Origin of the sequence: Nocardioides marmotae, assembly GCF_013177455.1 — a bacterium.
GTDB lineage: Bacteria > Actinomycetota > Actinomycetes > Propionibacteriales > Nocardioidaceae > Nocardioides > Nocardioides marmotae.
On sequence record NZ_CP053660.1, the window covers coordinates 355,800 to 377,438 of the forward strand.

At 74.1% G+C, this 21,639-nt stretch carries 20 protein-coding genes and 1 riboswitch; of the genes, 14 read left to right on the forward strand and 6 right to left on the reverse strand.

All coding sequences use genetic code 11. The annotated features are described in order from the left end of the window. Window positions 1–584: 584 nt before the first annotated feature. On the forward strand, window positions 585–1,058 hold the full coding sequence (locus HPC71_RS01635) for a hypothetical protein (RefSeq protein WP_154613449.1): 474 nt from the start codon (window positions 585–587) through the stop codon (window positions 1,056–1,058). Window positions 1,059–1,065: 7 nt separating this feature from the next. On the opposite strand, the gene HPC71_RS01640 is transcribed toward HPC71_RS01635, so the two are convergent. The 3 genes from HPC71_RS01640 to HPC71_RS01650 are packed head-to-tail and all read right to left on the reverse strand — an operon-like array spanning window position 1,066 to window position 3,952. Next, entirely contained in the window at window positions 1,066–2,328 is a 1,263-nt protein-coding gene (locus HPC71_RS01640; RefSeq protein ID WP_171895990.1) for a kynureninase, read from the reverse strand. Continuing rightward, complete coding sequence (gene kynA / locus HPC71_RS01645; protein WP_154612860.1) at window positions 2,325–3,179, reverse strand: tryptophan 2,3-dioxygenase; 855 nt, start codon at window positions 3,177–3,179, stop codon at window positions 2,325–2,327. Before kynA ends, HPC71_RS01640 begins: the two co-directional genes overlap by 4 nt. Then, entirely contained in the window at window positions 3,176–3,952 is a 777-nt protein-coding gene (locus tag HPC71_RS01650) for a putative protein N(5)-glutamine methyltransferase (RefSeq protein WP_253943862.1), read from the reverse strand. The genes kynA and HPC71_RS01650 overlap by 4 nt, the downstream gene beginning before the upstream one ends. Window positions 3,953–4,002: 50 nt before the next feature. On the opposite strand from HPC71_RS01650, the gene HPC71_RS01655 reads away from it, so the two are divergent. From HPC71_RS01655 to HPC71_RS01670, 4 genes are all read left to right on the forward strand, one after another. Beyond that, a complete protein-coding gene (locus HPC71_RS01655; protein WP_171895991.1) occupies window positions 4,003–5,205 on the forward strand; it encodes an NADH:flavin oxidoreductase in 1,203 nt (400 codons plus the stop codon). A 146-nt stretch (window positions 5,206–5,351) separates the two neighbouring features. Next, window positions 5,352–6,473 carry an NAD(P)H-dependent amine dehydrogenase family protein gene (locus HPC71_RS01660; protein ID WP_154613451.1) on the forward strand — a complete coding sequence of 374 codons (1,122 nt, stop codon included), beginning with the start codon at window positions 5,352–5,354 and terminating at the stop codon, window positions 6,471–6,473. Beyond that, complete coding sequence (locus HPC71_RS01665; protein ID WP_154613453.1) at window positions 6,470–7,273, forward strand: SDR family oxidoreductase; 804 nt, start codon at window positions 6,470–6,472, stop codon at window positions 7,271–7,273. Before HPC71_RS01660 ends, HPC71_RS01665 begins: the two co-directional genes overlap by 4 nt. 22 nt (window positions 7,274–7,295) lie before the next feature. Further along, on the forward strand, window positions 7,296–8,381 hold the full coding sequence (locus tag HPC71_RS01670) for an MBL fold metallo-hydrolase (protein WP_171895992.1): 1,086 nt from the start codon (window positions 7,296–7,298) through the stop codon (window positions 8,379–8,381). 121 nt (window positions 8,382–8,502) lie between these two features. On the opposite strand, the gene HPC71_RS01675 is transcribed toward HPC71_RS01670, so the two are convergent. After that, window positions 8,503–8,955 carry a GNAT family N-acetyltransferase gene (locus tag HPC71_RS01675; protein ID WP_154613455.1) on the reverse strand — a complete coding sequence of 151 codons (453 nt, stop codon included), beginning with the start codon at window positions 8,953–8,955 and terminating at the stop codon, window positions 8,503–8,505. Beyond that, window positions 8,952–9,872: an alpha/beta hydrolase gene (locus HPC71_RS01680; protein WP_154613456.1), complete on the reverse strand. Its 921-nt coding sequence runs from the start codon at window positions 9,870–9,872 to the stop codon at window positions 8,952–8,954. Before HPC71_RS01680 ends, HPC71_RS01675 begins: the two co-directional genes overlap by 4 nt. 73 nt (window positions 9,873–9,945) lie before the next feature. Between HPC71_RS01680 and HPC71_RS01685 the strand changes: the two genes are divergently transcribed. From HPC71_RS01685 to HPC71_RS01715, 7 genes are all read left to right on the forward strand, one after another. After that, window positions 9,946–10,518 carry a carboxymuconolactone decarboxylase family protein gene (locus HPC71_RS01685; RefSeq protein WP_154613457.1) on the forward strand — a complete coding sequence of 191 codons (573 nt, stop codon included), beginning with the start codon at window positions 9,946–9,948 and terminating at the stop codon, window positions 10,516–10,518. Then, entirely contained in the window at window positions 10,515–11,408 is an 894-nt protein-coding gene (locus HPC71_RS01690) for an RNA polymerase sigma-70 factor (RefSeq protein ID WP_216656508.1), read from the forward strand. Before HPC71_RS01685 ends, HPC71_RS01690 begins: the two co-directional genes overlap by 4 nt. A 6-nt stretch (window positions 11,409–11,414) precedes the next feature. Next, window positions 11,415–11,523, forward strand: a riboswitch (TPP riboswitch). After that, window positions 11,513–12,598 carry a thiamine ABC transporter substrate-binding protein gene (locus HPC71_RS01695; RefSeq protein WP_154613459.1) on the forward strand — a complete coding sequence of 362 codons (1,086 nt, stop codon included), beginning with the start codon at window positions 11,513–11,515 and terminating at the stop codon, window positions 12,596–12,598. (Overlaps the previous riboswitch by 11 nt.) A 17-nt stretch (window positions 12,599–12,615) precedes the next feature. After that, on the forward strand, window positions 12,616–14,247 hold the full coding sequence (locus tag HPC71_RS01700) for an ABC transporter permease (RefSeq protein WP_154613460.1): 1,632 nt from the start codon (window positions 12,616–12,618) through the stop codon (window positions 14,245–14,247). After that, window positions 14,247–15,236 carry an ABC transporter ATP-binding protein gene (locus HPC71_RS01705; protein ID WP_154613461.1) on the forward strand — a complete coding sequence of 330 codons (990 nt, stop codon included), beginning with the start codon at window positions 14,247–14,249 and terminating at the stop codon, window positions 15,234–15,236. Before HPC71_RS01700 ends, HPC71_RS01705 begins: the two co-directional genes overlap by 1 nt. A gap of 22 nt (window positions 15,237–15,258) precedes the next feature. Next, window positions 15,259–16,296: a phosphatase PAP2 family protein gene (locus tag HPC71_RS01710; protein ID WP_253943863.1), complete on the forward strand. Its 1,038-nt coding sequence runs from the start codon at window positions 15,259–15,261 to the stop codon at window positions 16,294–16,296. Window positions 16,297–16,379: 83 nt separating this feature from the next. After that, window positions 16,380–18,425, forward strand: a complete 2,046-nt coding sequence (locus HPC71_RS01715) for an acyl-CoA dehydrogenase family protein (protein WP_154613465.1) — start codon at window positions 16,380–16,382, stop codon at window positions 18,423–18,425. 90 nt (window positions 18,426–18,515) lie between these two features. Here HPC71_RS01715 and HPC71_RS01720 read toward each other — a convergent pair whose 3' ends face one another. Then, window positions 18,516–19,010 carry an inorganic diphosphatase gene (locus HPC71_RS01720; protein ID WP_171895993.1) on the reverse strand — a complete coding sequence of 165 codons (495 nt, stop codon included), beginning with the start codon at window positions 19,008–19,010 and terminating at the stop codon, window positions 18,516–18,518. 104 nt (window positions 19,011–19,114) lie between these two features. Between HPC71_RS01720 and dacB the strand changes: the two genes are divergently transcribed. Next, window positions 19,115–20,563 (forward strand): D-alanyl-D-alanine carboxypeptidase/D-alanyl-D-alanine endopeptidase, encoded by a 1,449-nt coding sequence (gene dacB / locus HPC71_RS01725; protein ID WP_171895994.1) that lies wholly within the window; start codon window positions 19,115–19,117, stop codon window positions 20,561–20,563. A gap of 10 nt (window positions 20,564–20,573) precedes the next feature. Continuing rightward, window positions 20,574–21,635, forward strand: coding sequence for a zinc-dependent metalloprotease (locus tag HPC71_RS01730; RefSeq protein ID WP_230083905.1), 1,062 nt, complete (start codon window positions 20,574–20,576; stop codon window positions 21,633–21,635). Window positions 21,636–21,639: the final 4 nt, after the last annotated feature.

A 21,639-nucleotide genomic window follows, 5' to 3' on the forward strand; every position in this document is an offset into this window, starting at 1 on the left:
CCACCACCCAGGGCCCGCAGCCCGGAGGTCGGCTGCCAGGGGCCTCGACACGTCGGCGCCGGGGCGCCTCCTGCTCGACCAGCGGATGGCGGCGGCCAGAGACCCGGCAGCGGACCGCGCCCACGGCGTACCTCGTCCCGTAGTTGCCAAGAACCGCAACCACCCACGGCCCGCAGGCCGAAGGTCGGCCGCCAGGGGCCTCGACACGTCGGCGCCGGGGCGCCTCCTGCTCGACCAGCGGGCGGGCCCGCAGGCCGAAGGTCGGCTGCCAGGGGCCTCGACACGTCGGCGCCGGGGCGCCTCCTGCTCGACCAGCAGCGGGGCCCGCAGGCCGGAGGTCTGCTGCCAGGGGCCTCGACACGTCGGCGCCAGAGCGCCTCCTGCTCGACCAGCAGTGGGGCCCGGCTGGCCGAAGCTCGGCCGCCAGGGGCCTCGGCACGTCGGCGCCGGGGCGCCTCCTGCCGACCACTCCTGCCGACCAGCGGAGCCGCAGCGGCCAGCGCGAACGGGGGAGCGTCTGTGCGGATGCCGGCCGGGGCACCGCGAGGGGGACGAGGGCGGACCGATCGATCGGGAGGACACGGATGGCTCACCTGGTGCTCGGGCTGTGGGTGGTGACCGCGTTCGGCGGCGCGTACATGTTCAGCTTCACGAACGGGGCGGCGCGCTCACGGGTGGAGGCCGAGCCGGGTCAGCTGACGTCCAAGCTGCCGCCGCTGGTGCTGTTCGTGCACCCGCTCTTCGGGCTGACGGGGCTCGCGTTCTGGATCGCCTACCTGGCGGCCGGGAAGCAGGCGCTGGCCTGGATCACCCTCGGCGTGCTGATCGCCGGCGCCGGGATCGGGGACGTCCTGATCTCCCGCACGCTCCGCGGCCGCAAGGACGCCGAGCCGACCGTCGAGGACCGCATCCCGACCATCGCGATGGTGGCGCACGGCCTCTCGGCGACCGCGCTGATCGTCTCGGTCCTCGTGGTCTGCCTGGGCTGGGACAGCCAGGCCGACGACGGCGTCGACGACGGCGACACCCGCGGCCCGCTCGTGCACGTCCAGCGCTGAGGGCGTGTCAGGACGAGCTGACGTCCGCGAGCGCCGCGGCGATCGCGTCGACACCGCGCTCGACCTCGGCGAAGCTCGTGCTCAGCGGCGAGAGCCCGACGCGCAGCCCGGCCGGCGGTCGGAAGTCGGGCACGACGCCCCGCTCCCACAGCAGGGCGGTGACCTCGCGGAACGCCGGGTGCTCGAGCATCACGTGCGCCCCGCGCGCGGCGGGGTCGCGCGGGCTGGCCAGCCGGACGCCGTACGCCGCCAGCCGCTCGTCGGCGAGCGCGACGGCGTGCTCGGTCAGCGCCATCCCCTTCGCGCGGACCGCCGGCAGGCCGGCCTCCTCGAGCAGGTCGAGCATCGCCTGCAGCGGCTGCATCGCGAGCACCGGCGGGGTGCCGGTGAGCAGCCGGCGGATGCCCGGCGCGGGCTCGTAGCCCGGCCCCATCGCGAACGGGTCGGCGTGGCCCATCCACCCCCACAGCGGCTGCTGCAGGTCGGGCAGCAGGTCGGCGCGGACGTAGGCGAAGGCGGGGGAGCCGGGCCCGCCGTTGAGGTACTTGTAGGTGCAGCCGACGGCGAGGTCGGCGCCCCACGCGTCGAGCGCGACCTCGACCGAGCCGGCGGAGTGGCTGAGGTCCCAGACGACCAGCGCGCCCGCGTCGTGGACGAGCGCGGTCAGCGCGGCGCCGTCCGCGACGTGCGCGGAGCGGAAGGCGACATGGCTGAGCAGCACGAACGCCGTGTCCGGGCCCAGCGCCGGCGCCAGGTCCTCGACGGTGACCCCACCGTCGGGGTCGGCCTCGATCCAGCGCACGGTCAGCCCGCACTCGGCGGCGACGCCCTCGACGAGGTAGCGGTCGGTGGGGAAGTTGTCCCGGTCGACGACCACCTCGCGCCGCCCCGGTCGCGCGGCGGCCGCGGCGCGCAGCAGCTTGTAGAGCAGCACCGAGGTGGAGTCGCCGACCACCACCTGGCCCGGGCCGGCGCCGAGGACGACCCGGCCGAGCCGGTCGCCGACCCGCGTCGGCTCGTCCATCCACGACTCACCCCAGCTGCGGATCAGCCGGTCGCCCCAGGCGCCCTCGACGAACCCGGCCAGCCGCGCGGGCACGGTCGCCACCGGCCGGCCCAGGGAGTTCCCGTCGAGGTAGGCCACGACGGCGGGGTCGTCGGCGCCGACGAATCGGGATCGGTACGCCGCCAGCGGGTCGCGCGCGTCGAGCTCGGCCGACGTCGGCCGGGCCGCCGCGGCTGCCCCAGCCGGCCCGGCCCCCGCGCTCACGCGCGCACCTCGCCGCGCACGGCGTACAGCTCGGGGAAGAACGTCAGGTCGAGCGCCTTGCGCAGGAAGCCCACGCCGGAGGAGCCGCCGGTGCCGCGCTGGAAGCCGATGGTGCGCTGCACGGTGCGCAGGTGGCGGAAGCGCCACTCCTGGAGGTTGTCCTCGAGGTCGACGAGGTCCTCGCAGGCCTCGTAGAGCCCCCACGGCAGGTCGCGCTCCTCATAGACCCGGCGGAAGACCGGCACCAGGTCCTCGCGGTAGGACCACGGCTCGCGCACGTCGCGCTCGAGGACGTCGGCCGGGACGTCGAGGCCGCGGCGGGCGAGCAGGCGCAGGAAGGCGTCGTAGAGCGTCGGCTCCTCCAGCAGGGTCGCGAGCAGCGCGTGCGCCTCCGGCTCGGACTCGAAGACCTGGAGCATGGCGGCGGACTTGTTGCCGAGGACGAACTCGACGGCGCGGTACTGGTGGGACTGGAAGCCCGAGCTGCTGCCCAGCGCGCCACGGAACTCGGCGTACTCCCGCGGGGTCAGCGTCGCCAGCACCGACCACTGCTGGATGAGCGTGCGCTGGATCGCCTTGACCCGGGCCAGGCACTTCAGCGCCGGCTCGAGACGGTCGGCGTCCAGCAGTGCGCGCGCCTCGCGCAGCTCGTGGAGGACCAGCTTGAGCCACAGCTCGGAGGTCTGGTGCTGGACGATGAAGAGCATCTCGTCGTGGTGCTCCGGCGTGCTGCGCGGGTGCTGGGCCGACAGCAGCCGGTCCAGGTCGAGGTAGCGGCCGTAGCTCATCTCGCCGTGGAAGTCGGTGCGCACGCCCTCCTCGAGGGGTCGCTCCGCAGGGATGCCGGTCATGCCGCGACGGTAACCCCCGCCGTCGCGAGGACGGCACAGCCCTCGACCTCCGCGTCCTCGACCACGACGGCGGCCAGGCCGGCCCCGCGCAGGAGGTCCGCGGACCGCTCGGCCTGGTGCCGGCCGGTCTCCACGACGACGCTCGCGCCGGGTGCGAGCCACGGCCCCACGGTCGCCGCCAGCCGCCGCTGCACGTCGAGGCCGTCGGCGCCGCCGTCGAGCGCGACCCGGTGCTCGTGGTCGCGGGCCTCGGGCGGCATCAGGGCGACCTCGTCGGTCGGGACGTACGGCGCGTTGGCCACCACCACGTCCACGCGACCGAGCAGGTGGCGCGGCAGCGCGGCGAGCAGGTCGCCCTCGTGCACGACCTCGGCGGGCAGGTTGCGCCGCGCGCAGGCGACGGCGGCGGGGTCGAGGTCGGCGGCGTGCACCTCGATGTCGGGGCGCGCGGCGCGGATCGCGGCCGCCACGGCCCCCGAGCCGCAGCACACGTCGACGACGACCGCGCCGGGGCCGGGACCGGCCAGCCGCTCGACCGCGAGCCGCACCAGCAGCGTCGTACGCCGCCGGGGCACGAAGACCCCCGGCTCGACCACCACGCGCAGCCCGCCGAAGTCCGCCCAGCCGACGACCTGCTCCACCGGGGTGCCGGCGATCCGGGCGGCGACCATCTGCTCGAGGTCGGCCGCGTCGGCCGCCGCCCCGACCAGCAGCGCGGCCTCCTCCTCGGCGTACACGCAGCCCGCCGCGCGCAGCCGCTCGACCACCCTCACGGGTCCGATCCTGCCCGGGCGCGGAACTGGAACACGTTACTGTTCCGCGCGTGAGCGCTCCCGACGTCTTCGCCCCCGCCACCCTCGGACCCGTCCGGCTGCGCAACCGCACCGTCAAGGCCGCGACGTTCGAGGGCCGCACGCCGCACGGCCAGGTGACCGACGAGCTGATCGACTACCACCTCGCCCCGGTCCGCGGCGGCGTCGGGCTGACCACCGTGGCCTACCTCGCCGTGGCGCCCGAGGGCCGCACGCACCGCGAGGTGATCGTGGTCGGCGAGGACACCCTCGCCGGGCTGACCCGGCTCGCCGACGCCGTCCACGCCGAGGGCGCCGCGATCGCCGGGCAGGTCGGCCATGCCGGCCCGGTCGCCAACGGCCGCTCCAACGGCGTCAAGGCGATCGCCGCCAGCGGCATGCCGAGCCCGCTGTCGATGCAGATGATCCGCTCGGCGACCGAGGCCGACCTCACCCGCGTCACCAAGGCGTACGTCGCCGCCGCCCGGCTGCTCGTGCGCGCCGGCTTCGACGTGCTCGAGCTGCACATGGCGCACAGCTACCTGATCTCCTCCTTCCTCGCCCCCGGCCTCAACCGCCGGAAGGACCGTTGGGGTGGCTCGCTGGAGAACCGTGCCCGGCTCGCCCGGCAGGTCGCCCGCGCCGTCCGCGACGAGGTCGGCGGCGAGGTGGCGGTGACCGCGAAGGTCTCCACCTCCGACGGGTTCCCCGGTGGCGTCACCACCGAGACCGGCCTCGAGGTCGCGCGGCTGCTCGAGGCCGACGGCAACCTCGACGCGCTCCAGCTCTCCGGCGGCAGCTCGCTGATGAACCCGATGTACCTCTTCCGCGGCGACGCCCCGGTCGCGGAGTTCGCCGCCGCCATGCCGCTGCCGGTCCGCCTCGGCATGCGCACCCCCGTCGGCAGGTCGTTCATGAAGACCTACGAGTTCCACGAGGGCTACTTCCGCGACAAGGCCCTGCAGTTCCGTGAGGCGCTCTCGCTGCCGCTGATGTTCCTCGGCGGCGTCAACCGCCTCGAGACGATGCAGCAGGCGATGGCCGACGGCTTCGAGTACGTCGCCATGGGCCGGGCCCTGCTCCGCGAGCCCGACCTGCTCGCCCGGATGCAGGCCGGCCGCGCCGTGGAGGGCGTGTGCATCCACTGCAACCGCTGCATGCCGACCATCTACGCCGCCGGCGGCACCCGCTGCCCGGTCGCCCTCGAGATCTCCGGGTCGCCCGCCTCCGCCTGATCCTGGCCGCTCGCCGGGCTTGTAACGGACAGTTCGCTGCTGTTCCTGCACGCTGCAACGTGCAGGAAGAGCGGCGAACGATGCGTTACATGTCCCGGCCGGCCCGCCCCTTCCGCGAATCTAGAACGTGTTCTAGGTTGTGCCCCATGGCACAGGTCATCCCCGAGAAGCCCCTGCGCGTGGTCGTCTGGTCGACGGGGACCATCGGCCGGCACGCGATCGCCGGCATCGACGCCCACCCCGACCTCGAGCTGGTCGGCGTCTGGGTCTCCAACCCGGTCAAGGACGGCAAGGACGCCGGCGAGCTCGCCGAGCTCGGCCGTGAGCTCGGGATCGCGGCGACGACCGACCGCAACGCGCTCCTCGCCCTGGCGCCGGACGCGATCGTGCACACGGCGATGGCCGACGACCGCGTCTTCGAGTGCATCGAGGACCTCGTCGGCTTCGTCGAGGCCGGCATCGACGTGGTCAGCAGCGGGCCGGTGCTGCTCCAGTGGCCCGAGGGGATCCTCCCTCCGGAGATGATCGCCCGGATCGAGGAGGCCTGCCGGAAGGGCGGCGCGAGCCTGCACGTGAACGGGATCGATCCCGGCTTCGCCAACGACGTGCTGCCGCTGGTGCTGACCAGCCTCTCCCGGCGCATCGACGAGGTGCGCGTGATGGAGGTCTGCGACTACTCCACCTACTACCAGCCGGTGGTGATGGGGGAGATGTTCGGCTTCGGCAAGCCGATGGACGAGCTCGGCATGCTCTGGTACCCCGGCATCCTCACCATGGCCTGGGGCAGCGTCGTGCGCCAGATCGCCGCCGCCCTCGACGTCACCCTCGACGAGCCGCTCACCGAGGAGGTCGACCGCCGGCCCGCCGCCCGCGACACCGCCTCGGTCTCCGGGGACATCGCCGCCGGGACGATGGGCGCGGTGCGGTTCCAGGTGATCGGCAAGGTCGACGGCGTGCCGCGGGTGGTGCTCGAGCACGTCACCCGCACCGACGCGAGCGAGCACGACGACTGGGAGCGCCCGCCGGCCGGCACCGACGGCTGCTACCGGGTCCGGATCACCGGCGAGCCGATGATGCAGGTCGACTTCCTCCACCACGGCGAGCACGGCGACCACAACGTCAGCGGCATGATCACCACCGCGCAGCGGCTGGTGAACGCCCTGCCCGCCGTCGTCGCCGCCGAGCCCGGCATCGTCCGCGCGGTCGACCTGCCGCTGGTCACCGGCCGCGGCCTGGTCACCGGCACCCGCGAGCGGGCCGGCCGATGACGATCCTCGACCGGTTCACCACCACCGACCAGGTCGCGGTCGTCACCGGCGCCGGCCGCGGGATCGGCGCCGCCACGGCCGTCGCGCTGGCCGAGTCCGGCTCCGACGTCGTCGTCTCCGCGCGCACCGCCGGCCAGCTGGAGGAGGTCGCCGACCGGATCCGCGCCGCGGGGCGCCGGGCCGTCGTCGTACCGGCCGACCTCAGCGACCTCGACGCGGTCGCCGGCCTCGCGCACGCGGCGTACGACGCCTTCGGCCGGCTCGACACGGTCGTCAACAACGTCGGCGGGACCATCCCGAACGCCTTCCTCGACACGACGCCGGACTACCTGGAGGAGGCGTTCCACTTCAACGTCACGACCGCGCACGCGCTGAGCGTCGCCGCGGTGCCGCTGATGCTGAAGGGCCCCGAGGGGCAGAAGTCGATCACCTGCATCAGCTCGATGATGGGCCGCTCGGCCGGCCGCGGCTACCTCGCGTACGGCACCGCGAAGGCCGCCCTCGCGCACTGGGCGCGGCTCGCGGCCACCGACCTGGCGCCGCGGATCCGGGTCAACGGGATCTACGTCGGCTCGGTGATGACCAGCGCGCTGGAGTTCGTCGCCGGGGTGCCCGAGATGATGGACCAGCTCGAGACCAAGACCCCGCTCGGCCGCGTCGGGGAGGCCGAGGACATCGCGGCGGCGGTCGTCTACCTCAGCTCGCGCGCCGGCCAGTACGTCACCGGGAAGCTGCTCGAGGTCGACGGCGGCATCCAGGCGCCCAACCTCGACCTGGGGCTGCCGGACGTGTCGGGGTGACCGCCTCCGTAGGGTCCGGGGCGTGACGACCTCATCCGGCCCCGGCACCTCCACCGCCCACGCTGTCTCCCCCGACTCCGGCGAGCACTGGACCGCCGAGGGCGCCTGGGAGGTGGCCGACGGCATCCACCGCATCCCCCTGCCGCTGCCGATGGACGGTCTGCGGGCGGTCAACGTGTACGTCGTCGTGGCCGACGACGGGCTGACGCTGGTCGACGGCGGGTGGGCGATCCCGCAGGCGCGCGAGCTGCTCGAGCGGTGCCTGAAGCAGGTCGGCGCCGGGTTCGGCGACATCCGCCGCTTCCTCGTCACCCACGTCCACCGCGACCACTACACGCTCGCGCGGGTGCTCGGCACCGAGCTCGGCGTCGACGTCGCCCTCGGCCTGGGCGACCGGCCGGCGCTGGAGCTGATGCGGGACGCCGCCTCGATGACCGAGAACCCCTTCGCCGGTGCGCTGCGCACCGCCGGCGCCCTCGACCTCGCCGAGCAGTGGAACGCCCCCGACGACGGCGACCCCGAGGCCGGCAAGCTGCCCGACCCCGCGCAGTGGGCCTTCGCCGACACCTGGCTCGACGGCGACCAGCGGATCGAGGTCGGCCCGCGCACCCTCGACGCCGTGCACACCCCCGGGCACACCCCTGGGCACTACGTGTACGCCGAGCGCGACGCCGGCCTGCTCTTCGCCGGCGACCACGTCCTGCCGACGATCACCCCCTCCATCGGCTTCACGATGCCCACCGTCGACCAGCCGCTCGGCGACTTCATGGCCTCGCTGACCAAGGTCCGCTCGCTGCCCGACCTCCGGGTCCTGCCCGCCCACGGCCCGGTCGCCCCCTCCTCGCACGTCCGGGTCGACGAGCTGCTCGCCCACCACGAGACCCGCCTGACCGACTCGCTCGCCGCCCTCTCCGCCGGCCCGCGCACCGCCCACCAGGTCGCCGGCCGCCTCGGCTGGACCCGCCACGAGCACGCCTACGACACCCTCGACGTCTTCAGCCGCGGCATGGCCGCCATGGAGACCAAGGCCCACCTCGAGCTGCTCGTCGCCCGGGGGCTCGCCACCCGCTCCGAGACCTCCGACGGGGTTGTGTTCGCGGCCGTGTGAGGGGGTTGGTCGCGTACCACCTTTTGGTGGGATACGACCGCTTCCGGGTCAATATTCTGGCCCAGAAGCGGATACGTACCACCTATAGGTGGTACGCACCCGACCCCACGAGCCCCACCCGTCACACAACGAGGCGCATGGGGACGTGCGGGATGCCGTCCTCGACGAACTCCGGCCCATCGACGACGAAGCCGAAGGTGGCGTACCAGCGGGCGAGGGGTGACTGGGCGTCGAGCACGACGTCGCGCCCGGGGCACGCGGCGAGCGCGGCGTGCATGAGGACGTCGGCGAGCCCGCGGCCGCGGGCGGGCGGGTCGAGCAGCACCCGCCCGATCCGCCACACCTCCCCGTCGTCGAGCACGCGGGCATAGCCGAGGAGCCCGGCAGCGGGACCGGAGTCGGAGGAGTCGCGGAGCAGCACGTGCCGGGTGCCGTCCTCGAGGTCGCGGCCGTCGAGGTCGGGGTAGGGGCACTCCTGCTCGACGACGAAGACCTGCTGGCGCAGCCGCGCGACGGCGTACACCTCGGCGGGCGAGAGCGCCGAGAACGGCACGGTGGTGGTGTGGACGGTCATCGCAGGAACTCCTCGGTACGACGCCACGCGCGCCGGGCCTCCGGCACGAGCGGCAGCAGCGGGTAGACGTGGAGCAGCCCCGGCTCCTCCACGTAGGTCAGCCGCCAGCCGGCCTCGCGGGCCCGCCGGGCGAGCAGCCGGGTGCCCGGCGTGAGCAGGTCGCGCGTCCCCTGGAACACCAGGGCCGGCGGCAGCCCGGCCAGGTCGCCGAGCGCCGGGGAGACCTCGGGGCGCGTCAGGTCCTCGGGGGAGCCGGCCCACCACAGCGCGTAGGCGCGCAGCTTGCCGAGGAACAGCCACGGGTCGACGGCGTCGTACGCCTCGGTCTCCGGGGTGCTCGTGCTCAGGTCGACCCAGGGGGAGTGCAGCAGCAGCCGGTCGGGCTGGGGCAGCCCCCGGTCGCGCAGCGAGAGGGCCAGCGCGAGCGCCAGCCCGCCGCCGGCGGAGTCGCCGGCGAGCACGGTGCCGCCGGGGGAGCGCTCGCCCCACGAGGCGGCGAGGTCGACGAGGGCGTCGTGGGAGTCGCGCCAGGTGTGCTCGGGCGCGAGCGGGTAGTCGGGGACGACGACCCGCAGGCCGAGCCGCGAGGCCAGCCGTGCGGCGTACCGCACGTGGAAGGGGTCGATCCCGGCGGTGTAGCCGCCGCCGTGCAGGTAGACCACGGTCCGCGTGGGCGAGGTCCCCCGCGCGGTCAGGACGTACGACGGGAACGACCCGCCCGGGGCCGGGACCTCCTCGCGCACCACCGAGAACCGCCGCGCGAACCGGATCACCGCGTTGGTCGGCAGCGGCCGGCCGACGCTGCCGCGGTGCCGCTGCTCGATCCGGGCGCGCTCGGTCTCGGGGGAGTCGAGCTCGCGGGAGCGGCGCAGCCGGGGGAGGCTCCAGGCGAGGGCCTGGTGGGTCAGGGACGGCACCCGGCCACTCTCACATGTCACACCAGCGGGCCGGCCGGTGTCTGGAGGGCGACACCGATCACGAGGAGCTTCCATGCCCAGCACGTTCCGCATCCCCCGCGCCACCCCCACCGGCCTCCTCGGCCGCGCGCTGGAGGCCTACGCCCGCCGCACCTACGGCCAGGTCCCCGACAACGCCTACGTCCTGTGGCACCACCGCAAGGCGCTGCGCGCGGTGCTGTCGTTCGAGGCCAAGGTCGCGAAGTTCGACGCGCTCGACCCGCACCTGCGCACCTACGCCCTGCTCGCGAGCGCCGGCACGATCGGGTGCAGCTGGTGCCTGGACTTCGGCTACTTCCTCGCCCACGACGAGGGCCTCGACACGATGAAGGTCCGCGAGGTGCCGCGGTGGCGTGAGTCGGAGGTGTTCAGCGACCTCGAGCGCGACGTCATGGACTACGCCGAGGCGATGAGCGAGACGCCCCTGCGGGTCACCGACGCGATGGTCGCGGGCCTCGTCGACCGGCTCGGCGTCCCGGCGGTGGTCGAGCTGACCCAGATGGTCGCCCTGGAGAACATGCGCTCGCGGTTCAACGCCGCCGCCGGGCTGGAGAGCCAGGGTTTCTCCGACGTCTGCGAGCTGCCCCTGGCTACGGTCCGGAGGTGACCGACGCCGAGGCGCACGCCGAGACCTACGCGACGTACCGCAACCTGCTCTTCACCGTCGCCTACGAGGTCCTCGGCTCGGCCGCCGACGCCGAGGACGTCCTCCAGGAGACGTGGCTGCGCTGGGCCGAGGTCGACCTCGCCGAGGTCCGCGACCCCCGCGCCTACCTCGTCCGGGTCGTCACCCGCCAGTCCCTCAACCGGCTGCGCACGCTCGCGCGCCGCAAGGAGTCCTACGTCGGCCCGTGGCTGCCCGAGCCGCTGCTGACCGTGCCCGACGTCGCCGAGGACGTCGAGCTCGCCGACAGCGTCTCGACCGCGATGCTGCTCGTGCTGGAGACGCTGACGCCGACCGAGCGGGCGGTCTTCGTGCTGCGCGAGGTCTTCGACGTGCCGTACGACGAGATCGCGGCCGCCGTGGACAGGTCGCCGGCCGCGGTGCGCCAGGTCGCGCACCGGGCGCGCGGCCACGTCGCGGCGCGCCGCCCGCGGGTGAGCGTCAGCCGCGCGGAGCAGCAGGCGGTCGTCGACCGCTTCCTCGCGGCGGCCGCGACCGGCGACCTGGCCTCGCTGGTCGAGGCGCTCGCCCCGGACGTCGTGCTCACCAGCGACGGCGGCGGGCTGCGCTCGGCGGCGCTGCGCCCGATCACCGGCCGGGACAAGGTGCTGCGGTTCCTGCTCGGCGTGCTGCCGACCGAGGGCGACGTGCGCATGGACACGGTCGACCTCAACGGCGCCCCGGCGTGGCGCTTCGTCATCGACGGGGTGCTCGACACCGTCGCCACGCTGCTGGTCGAGGACGGCGCGGTGAGCGGCATCTACGTCGTGCGCAACCCCGAGAAGCTCGCGCGTCTCGGGCACCCCGACGGGCCGGTGGTGCTCGCGCGCTAGGTTGGCCTCACACGACAGGGGAGCGCGCGCAGGCGTGCTGAGAGTGCAGATCAGCTGCAGACCCTCTGAACCTGCTCCGGTTAACACCGGCGAAGGGAGTCACCATGAGATCCGTGCGCGCGCTCGCGTCCACCGCCCTGGTCGGCCTGACGGCCACCGCCCTCACCGCCTGCTCGCTCGTGGGCGGGGGTGACGACGACGAGCGGGCCGCCGACGGCAGCACACCCCCCGGCGGGAGCGAGGTCGTGCTGGTCACCCACGAGTCCTTCACCCTCCCCGAGGAGGTGCTGGCGGCCTTCGAGGAGGAGAGCGGCTACCGGCTGAAGGTCCGCAGCGCCGGCGACGCCGGGTCGCTGACCAACCGGCTGGTGCTGACCAAGTCCAGCCCGCTCGGCGACGTCGTCTTCGGCGTCGACAACACCTTCGCGTCGCGGGCGCTCGAGGAGGGCGTCATCGCCGACACCGACGTCGAGCGGCCGGCCGGCGCGGCGACGTACGACCTCGAGGCGGGCGAGGGGTCCGACGACCTCGTCCCGGTCGACACCGGCAACGTGTGCGTCAACATCGACGACACCTGGTTCGCCCGCGAGGGCCTCGAGCCGCCGACGACGCTCGACGACCTCGCCGACCCGGCCTACCGCGACCTGCTCGTCGTCCCCGGCGCCACCACCAGCTCACCCGGCCTGGCGTTCCTGCTCGCGACGATCGCGGAGCACGGCGAGGAGTGGGCCGACTACTGGGAGCGTCTGGTCGGCAACGGCGCGAAGCTCGTCGACGGCTGGTCGGACGCCTACCAGGTCGACTTCACCCAGGGCGGCGGCAAGGGCGACCGGCCGATCGTCGTCTCCTACGACTCCTCGCCCGCCTTCACCCTCGACGGCGAGGGCGGCACGACCACCAGCGCGCTGCTCGACACGTGCTTCCGCCAGGTCGAGTACGCCGGGCTGCTCGAGGGCGCGGAGAACCCCGAGGGCGGCGAGGCGCTCCTGGAGTTCCTGCTCGGCCCCGAGGTGCAGGCGGCGCTGCCGGAGTCGATGTACGTCTTCCCGGTCCGCGACGACGTCGAGCTGCCCGCCGACTGGGCGCGCTTCGCCGAGCAGCCGACCGAGGCGTACGCCGTCGACCCGGCCGAGATCGCCGCGAACCGCGACACATGGCTGCGCGAGTGGAGCGACGTCACCACCCGGTGACGGCCCCCGCCCCGGCGATGAGGCGCACGCTCGCCCTGCTCGGCCTGGCCCTCGGGCCGGTGCTGGTGCTCGGGGTGTTCTTCGTGCTCCCCGTCGCGGGCATGGTCGGCCGCGGGTTCTGGCCCGACGGCTCCTTCGACCCCGGCGGGGTGCTCGAGGTCCTCACCCGGCCGCGGACCGGCCGGGTGGTGTGGTTCACCGTCTGGTCCTCGGCCACCGCGACCGTGCTGTCGGTGGCGCTGGGGCTGCCCGCGGCCTACGCGCTGCACCGGCTCGACCTGCCGCTGCGGCGGGCGGTGCGCGCCGCGCTGCTGGTGCCGTTCGTGCTGCCGACCGTCGTGGTCGGTGTCGCCTTCCGGCAGCTGCTCGGCGAGGCCGGGCCGCTGGGCGGGCTCGGCCTCGACGGCACGCCGGTCGCGATCGTCGCCGGCCTGGTCTTCTTCAACGTCGCCGTGGTCATCCGCAGCGTCGGCGCCGCCTGGGAGGGGCTCGACCCGCGCCCGGCCGAGGCGGCGGCGGCGCTCGGCGCCTCCCCGCTCCAGGTGCTCCGCACGGTGACCCTGCCGGCGCTGCGGCCCGCGATCGTCTCGGCCGGCAGCGTGGTCTTCCTCTTCTGCGCGACCTCCTTTGGCGTCGTGCTCACCCTCGGCGGGCTGCGCTACTCCTCGGTCGAGACCGAGATCTACCTGCTGACCACCAACCTGCTCGACCTCCAGGCCGCCGCCGCCCTCTCGGTCGTCCAGCTCGTGGCCATCACCGCGCTGCTCGCGCTCGCCGCGCGGCTGCGGGCGGTGCCCGATCCGACCGTCGCCCGGCGGGTCGCCCGGCCCCGCGCCGTACGCCGCTCGGACTGGCCGCAGGTCCTCGCCACGGTCGCGCTGCTCGCGCTCGTCGCCGCGCCGATCGCGACGCTGGTGCTGGGGTCCCTGCGCGTCGGGGACGCCTGGAGCCTGGACAACTACCGCGCCCTGCGGTCGACCGGCGACGGCGCGCTGCTCGTGCCGGTCACCGAGGCGCTGGTCACCTCGCTGCGCACGGCCGTCGACGCGACCTGGATGTCGCTGCTGCTCGGCCTGGTGGTGGCCGTCGTGGTGACCCGCCGCTCCCGCACCCCCGCCGAGCGCCGGGTCCGCTCGGTGCTCGACGGCTTCTTCATGCTGCCGCTGGGCGTCTCCGCGGTCACCCTCGGCTTCGGCTTCCTCATCACCTTGGACCGCCCGCCGCTGGACCTGCGCGACTCCGGCCTGCTGGTGCCGGTCGCCCAGGCGCTGGTCGCGCTGCCGCTCGTGGTCCGCACGATCGTCCCCGTCCTCGGCGGCATCGACGACCGGCAGCGCCAGGCGGCGGCCTCGCTCGGCGCCGGGCCGCTGCGGACGCTGGCCACCGTCGACCTGCCCGCGGTGTGGCGCCCGCTGCTCGCCGCCGCCGGCTTCGCGTTCGCGGCCTCGCTGGGGGAGTTCGGGGCCACCGCCTTCCTCGCCCGCGACGACCGCGCGACGGTGCCGGTCGTGATCTTCCGCCTCATCGGCAGCCCCGGCGCGATGAACTACGGCATGGCGCTGGCCGCCTCCGTCGTCCTGGCCGCCACCACGGCCCTGGTCATGCTCGCGGTCGAACGGCTGCGCGTCCCCTCCCTCGGAGTCCTCTGATGCTCTCCCTCACCGACGTCTCGGTCTCCTACGACGGCGTGCCCGCGGTCCGCGACGTCAGCCTCGACCTCCCCGACGGGCAGGTGCTGGCCGTCCTCGGCCCGTCCGGCTGCGGCAAGTCCACGCTGCTGCGCGCCGTCGCCGGCCTCGAGCCGGCCTCCGGCTCGATCGCCTGGGACGGCACCGACCTGGCGCGCACGCCCACCCACAAGCGCGGCTTCGCGCTGATGTTCCAGGACGGCCAGCTCTTCGGCCACCTGACCGTCGCCCGCAACGTCGGCTACGCGCTGCGGCTGCGGCGCGCCCCCGGCGCCGCCGCCCGGGTCGAGGAGCTGCTCGCCCTCGTCGGGCTGGAGGGGTACGCCGACCGGCTGCCCGCCACGCTGTCCGGCGGTGAGCGCCAGCGGGTCGCCCTGGCCCGCTCGCTCGCGGTCCAGCCGCGGCTGCTGCTGCTCGACGAGCCGCTCTCCGCCCTCGACGCCGGCCTGCGCGAGCGGCTGGCCGTGGACCTGCGGCGCATCCTGCGCGAGGCCGGCACCACCGCGCTGATGGTCACCCACGACCACGAGGAGGCGTTCACCGTCGCCGACCGGCTCGCGGTGATGCGCGGGGGCCGGGTCGTGCAGCAGGGCGCGATCGACGAGGTCTGGCGCTCGCCGGCCGACCGGGAGACCGCGCTGTTCCTCGGCTACGCCCGCGTGCTCGAGGGCGCCGCCGCCGAGCTGGTCCTCGGCCGGCCCGCCCCGGCGGTCGCCGTACGACGCTCAGCGCTCGTCCTCGACGAGGCCGGCCGGCTCGCCGGGAGCGTCGTCGCCGCGCGGGCCACGCCCACCCAGGTGCGGCTCGTGGTCGACGTCGCGGGCCTCGGGGAGGTCGACGCCGTCGCGCCCCTGGACCGGCGCCCGGCCCTCGGCGCGCAGGTGCGGCTCGGCGTCGACGCCTCGCGGCTCGCCGTGGTGGGCGCGGCGCCCGCTGGCCCGCGGGCGTGACGACGTACCTACACTGACCCCCGTGTACCGCCGCGCCTACGCCCTTCTCGTCGCGACCGCGTTGGCGATCGGCGCCTGGGCCGTGGTCACCGCGATCATCATCGACCGGCCGCTGATCGACCCCGAGGGCAGCTTCCTCGGGCCGTCCTGGCTGCGCCTGCCGCTGCTGTGCATCGGCGCGCTGCTGCTCGACCTGGTGCCCCGGGCGCTGTGGGTCTCCAAGGGGCGGGTCACGGAGATGCCCGGCATCGTCCGGGAGCGGCTGCGAACGCACTGGAACCGCGACCGCGTGCTGCTGGTGATGCTCGGCATCGTCTGCTTCTACGTGATCTACGTCTGCTACCGGAACCTCAAGTCGTTCCTGCCGCTGGTCAGCGACCGGATGTACGACCGCGAGCTGCACCTGGTCGACCGGATCCTGTTCTTCGGCCACGAGCCGGCCGGGATCATCCACGACGTGCTGGGCCGCACCGTCGTGGCCCACGTGCTCTCGACCTTCTACCTGCTGTTCATCCCGATGGTCGCGATCCTGGTGACCGTCTGGCTGGTGTGGTCGAAGAACCTCTCCTTCGGCTGGTGGTTCGTCACCTCCCAGGGCCTGGCCTGGACGCTCGGCACCATCTCCTACTACGCGCTGCCGACGCTCGGCCCGGGCCTGGAGTACCCGCACCTCTACGACCTGGCCCATACCGGCACCACGGACCTGATGAACTCCCTGGTCAACGCCAGGCAGAACGTCTTGTGGAGCGACGGCCAGGCGCAGACCGTGGCGGGCTTCGCCAGCCTGCACACCGGCATCTCGCTGCTGTGGGCCCTGATGGTGCAGTACACCGTCCAGAGCCGCCCGCTGCGGATCCTGTTCTGGGTGAACTTCTGGCTCACCGTCGTCGCGACCCTCTACTTCGGCTGGCACTACGTCGCCGACGACATCGCCGGCGTCCTCATCGCGCTCGTCTCCTTCTACATCGGCGGCATCGCCACCGGGCAGAAGTTCGACCGGCACGGGCTCGCGTCGCACCCCACGACCACCACCGCGGCCGTCCCGGTCGACCGGACCTGACCGGTCCCAGCCCGCTCCAGACCGGTCCGTGAGGCTCGTCGCAGCCGGCTTGACCCACCCTTCCCGCGGGTAACTTGGCGGACATGGCGACCGACACCGTGCCCCCGTCCTCAGCCGAGGACGTCCCCTCCGTCCCCGGCGGCACCCCGCAGACCGACACCGACGCCCAGGTCGAGTCGCGCTCCGGGTACCGCCGGCCGGAGGTCGACGTACCCGCGCTCACCCGCCTGCTCGACGGCAGGTACGCCGAGGTCCGCAACCTGGTCCGCACCAACCTCGCGGAGTACTCCTCGATCCTCGAGGACGCCGAGACGATGTCGGTCGGGGACTTCCGCGAGCGGGTCAAGGACGTCGTGCTGGAGATGGCCGCCACCGGCCAGACCGGCATGGGCTTCCCCGAGGAGTACGGCGGCGGCGGCGACATCGGCGCCTCGATCGCGGCCTTCGAGACCCTGGCGTACGGCGACCTGTCGGTGCTGGTCAAGGTCGGCGTGCAGTTCGGCCTGTTCGGCGGCGCGATCCTCCAGCTCGGCAGCAAGCACCACCACGACGCCTACCTGGAGGACCTGGTCACCGGGAAGCTGATGGGCTGCTTCGCGATGACCGAGTCCGGGCACGGCTCCAACGTCCAGGCGCTCGGCACGGTGGCGACGTACGACGTGGCGACCCAGGAGTTCGTCGTCACCACGACCCACGAGGCCGCCCGCAAGGACTACATCGGCAACGCCGCCGAGCACGCCCGGCTGGGGGTCGTCTTCGCCCAGCTCGAGGTCGCGGGGGACTCCCACGGCGTCCACGCGTTCGTCGTGCCGCTGCGCGACGAGGACGGCCACGTCCTCGACGGCGTCCGGATCGAGGACGACGGCCGCAAGATGGGCCTCAACGGCGTCGACAACGGGCGGATCTGGTTCGACCAGGTGCGGATCCCGCGGGAGAACCTGCTCAACCGGTTCGCCGACGTGACGCCCGCCGGGGTCTACGAGAGCGCGATCGAGAACCCCAACCGCCGCTTCTTCACCATGCTCGGCACCCTCATCCAGGGCCGGGTCTGCGTCGGCGGCGCCGGCATCAACGCCGCCAAGGTCGCCCTCACGCTGGCGGTGAAGTACGCCAACAAGCGCCGGCAGTTCGAGGCGACCAGCGAGGACACCGAGGAGCTGCTCCTCGACTACGGCATGCACCAGCGCCGGCTGCTGCCGCTGCTCGCGCGCACCTACGCCCTGCACTTCGCCCAGGAGGAGCTCGCCGCCCAGCTGCACGACGTCCTCTCCGGGGTCGAGCAGGACGAGCACACCCAGCGCGAGCTCGAGGCCCGCGCGGCGGGCACCAAGGCGCTCGGCACCTGGCACGCCACCCGCACCATCCAGGAGTGCCGCGAGGCCTGCGGCGGCGCCGGCTACCTCTCGGTCAACCGGTTCGCCGCGCTCAAGGCCGACACCGACGTCTTCACGACCTTCGAGGGCGACAACACCGTCCTGCTCCAGCTGGTCGCCAAGGGCTTGCTGACCGACTACGCCAGCGAGTTCAGCGACATGGACCAGCTCGGCATGGTCCGGTTCGTCACCGGCCTCGCCGTCGAGACCGTCATCGAGCGGACGGCGGTCAACAAGCTGCTCGAGCGGATCCGCGACGTGCTGCCCGGCGGCGACGAGTGGGACCAGGACGCCGGCCTGCTCGACCCCGACTACCAGCTCGCGATGCTCCGCTTCCGCGAGGAGCACATCGTCGCCGGCGTGGCGCGCCGCCTCAAGCGCGGCATCGACCGCGGGATGAACCCGGGCGAGGTGTTCTCCCGGGTCCAGGACCACGTCATCGCGGCCGGTCGCGCGCACGTCGAGCGGCTCGTGCTCGAGGCGTTCGTCGCCAAGACCGCCGCGCTGCCCGACGGCGACCAGAAGGTCGCCCTGAACCTGCTCTGCGACCTCCACGCGCTGAGCGTCATCGAGGCCGACCGCGCCTGGTTCATGGAGCACGGGCGGCTCTCGGTCGCCCGCTCCAAGGCGATCAGCCGCGAGATCGGCAGCCTGTGCCGCAAGCTCCGCCCGATCGCCGAGGACCTCGTCGACGCCTTCGCGGTCCCGCGGGAGATGCTCCGCGCGCCCGACCTGCTGGAGTGGCCGCCGGCCTGACCGGCCCGCACACGACACGAGCGCCCGGCCCCCCTCGCGGGGGACCGGGCGCTCGTCGTACGGCTGGGGCGTCAGCCCCGCGGGCGGGGCTCAGTGGCCGCCGGTCTCCTGGTGGCGCGCGAAGGAGGCGTGCACCTCGGCCTCGGCCTCGGCGCGGCCGACCCACTCCGCACCCTCGACCGACTTGCCGGGCTCGAGGTCCTTGTAGACCTCGAAGAAGTGCTGGATCTCGAGGCGGTCGAACTTCGAGACGTGGCTGATGTCGCGCAGGTGCTCCAGGCGCGGGTCGGTCGACGGGACGCACAGGACCTTGTCGTCGCCGCCGGCCTCGTCGGTCATGCGGAACATGCCGATCGCGCGGCACTTGATGAGGCAGCCGGGGAAGGTCGGCTCCTGGAGGATGACGAGCGCGTCGAGCGGGTCGCCGTCCTGGCCCAGGGTCTCCTCGATGTAGCCGTAGTCGGCCGGGTACTGAGTCGAGGTGAACAGCGTCCGGTCCAGGCGGATCCGCCCGGACTCGTGGTCGACCTCGTACTTGTTGCGCTGACCCTTGGGGATCTCGACCAGGACGTCGAACTCGAGCACGTGTTTCCTCCGCTGGCTCCGGGGGCGTTCAGGAAGGCCCGGGACGGGCCAGGGGCACAGTGTCGCGCAGAATGGGTCCGGACGCTCATCCGGAGGGAGGAAACGTGGCGCGACGTGATGTACGCCACGGCCGTCGCCGTGCGCGCCTGCTCCCGCTGGTCCTCCTGCTCTGCCTCGTCGTGGCCGCCGCGGCGGTGTGGCGGTACGACGTCCTCGACCGTTGGCTGGACCCCGCCGCGCCCACGGACCCCTCCGCCATCGCCCCGCCCGAGGAGCTGAGCCTCCCGCCGGTCGTCGACCCGTCCGCGGTCGCCGAGGAGCCCGCCGGTGGACCGGTCGCGGCGCAGGCCGTGCGCCGGGCGATCGCCCCCGCGCTGCGCGACGAGGACCTCGGCCCGCACGTCGTCGCCGCCGTCGGCGAGCTCGACGGCACCGGCGTGCTCGCGCGGATCGGCCCGAAGGGCCCGCTGCCCGTCCCCGCCTCCACGACCAAGGTGGTCACCGCCGTCGCGGCCCTGCTCGCGATGGACCCCGACACCACGTTCAGCACGAGCGTGGTCGAGGACGGCCCGCGGGGCATCGTCCTCGTCGGCGGTGGCGATCCACTGCTTGCGAGCGAGCCGACCCGAGCGGGCGGCGACGAGGACCGCGCGGTCTGGCCCGACCGGGCCGACGTCCGCACCCTCGCCCGGGAGACCGCGGCCGCGCTGAAGGCCGAGGGGCGCACCCGCGTCCGGGTCGGGTACGACACCTCGCTGTTCTCCGGGCCCGCGGACAACCCCCGCTGGCGCGCCGACTACGTGCCCGACGGGGTGGTCTCCCCGACCACGTCGCTCTGGGTCGACGAGGGTCGGCCCGCCGAGGGGTTCGGCCGGGTCGCGGACCCGGCGCTCACCGCGGCGACGGTCTTCGCCGGCGAGCTCTCGCGCCGCGGGATCCAGGTGGTCGGCGTCCCCCGCGAGCGGGCCGCCCCCGACGGGGCGACCGAGCTGGCGTCGGTGACCGGCGCACCGCTCTCGCAGATCGTCGAGCACGTGCTCGCCGTCAGCGACAACGAGGCCGCCGAGGTGCTGCTGCGCCACGTGGGGCTGGCCACCGAGGGCGTGGGCTCGGTCGAGGCCGGCCGGCGCGGCGTCGTACGGCTGCTCGGTGAGGCGGGCGTCGACCTCGGCCGCACCCGGCTGTGGGACGGCAGCGGGCTGTCCCGGCAGAACCGGATGGAGCCCGCGGCGCTGCTCGACGTCCTGCGCCTGGCGGCCTCGGAGGAGCACCCGGAACTGCGCGCGGCGCTGACCGGCCTGCCCGTCGCCGGTTTCACCGGCTCGCTGACCGACCGCTTCGACACCGGCGCCCCGGAGGGTCGGGGGAGGGTCCGCGCCAAGACCGGCACCCTCACCGGCGTGACCTCCCTGGCCGGCCTGGCGGTCGACCGCGCGGGCCGGACGATGGTCTTCGCGATGTTCGCCGACAAGGTCCCGGTCGAGGACACCCTCGGGGCCCGGGACGCGATGGACGCCGCGGCCGCCGCGCTCGGCGCTTGCCGGTGCGGATAGTTTCGAGGCCATGAGCGAGCCGCTGCCGGAGCCCGGCCACGACCGCGTGGAGTCCATGGTCGACTGGGACCTGGCGGTCTCCCTCGGCACCCGAGTCGCCGGGGAGGGTCCCGCCGTCACCCGCGACGAGGCGGCCGCCGCGGTCGCCGAGCTGCGGGCCGGGGCCGAGCGCTCGACCGGGCTGGTCCGGGAGTTCACCGGCCTGGTGGCCGAGGAGCGCACCGCCCCCGTGCTCGTCGTCGACCGCGCCGGCTGGGTCCAGGCGAACGCCGACGGGTTCCGCACCGTGCTCGCGCCGGTCATCGAGACGCTGACGGCCAAGAAGGCCCCCGGCGCGCTCTCGCAGGCCATCGGGTCCAAGGTCACCGGCGTCGAGGTCGGCGGGCTGCTGGGCTTCCTGGCCGGCAAGGTGCTCGGCCAGTTCGACCCCTTCCACGCCCCGCACGGGCGGCTGCTGCTCGTCGCGCCCAACATCGTCCACGTCGAGCGGGAGCTCCCCGCCGACCCGACCGACTTCCGGTTGTGGGTGTGCCTGCACGAGGAGACCCACCGCGTGCAGTTCACCGCGGTGCCCTGGATGCGCGACCACCTCTTCGCCCAGGTCGAGGCCCTCGCGGCGACGATGGAGCCCACCGTCCTGCTCGACGACGGGTTCAAGCGGGTGGTCGAGGCCATCAAGCAGGGCCCTGGCGCCGGCAGCCTGCTCGACGTGGTCGGCTCCCCGGAGCAGAAGGAGATCCTCGACCGGGTCACCGCGGTCATGTCCCTGCTCGAGGGGCACGCCGACGTGGTCATGGACGGCGTCGGGCCGGCCGTCATCCCCAGCGTGGCGAAGATCCGCGCCAGCTTCGATGAGCGCCGCAAGGGCGTCGGCTCCCTCGACCGCATCCTGCGCCGCCTGCTCGGCCTGGACGCGAAGATGGCGCAGTACCGCGACGGCGCCCGCTTCGTCCGCGGCGTCGTGGACAAGGTCGGCATGGCCGACTTCAACGCGGTGTGGGAGCGGCCCGAGAACCTGCCGACCCCCGCCGAGGTCGCCGAGCCCGACCTGTGGGTCTCGCGGGTCCTGTGACGCG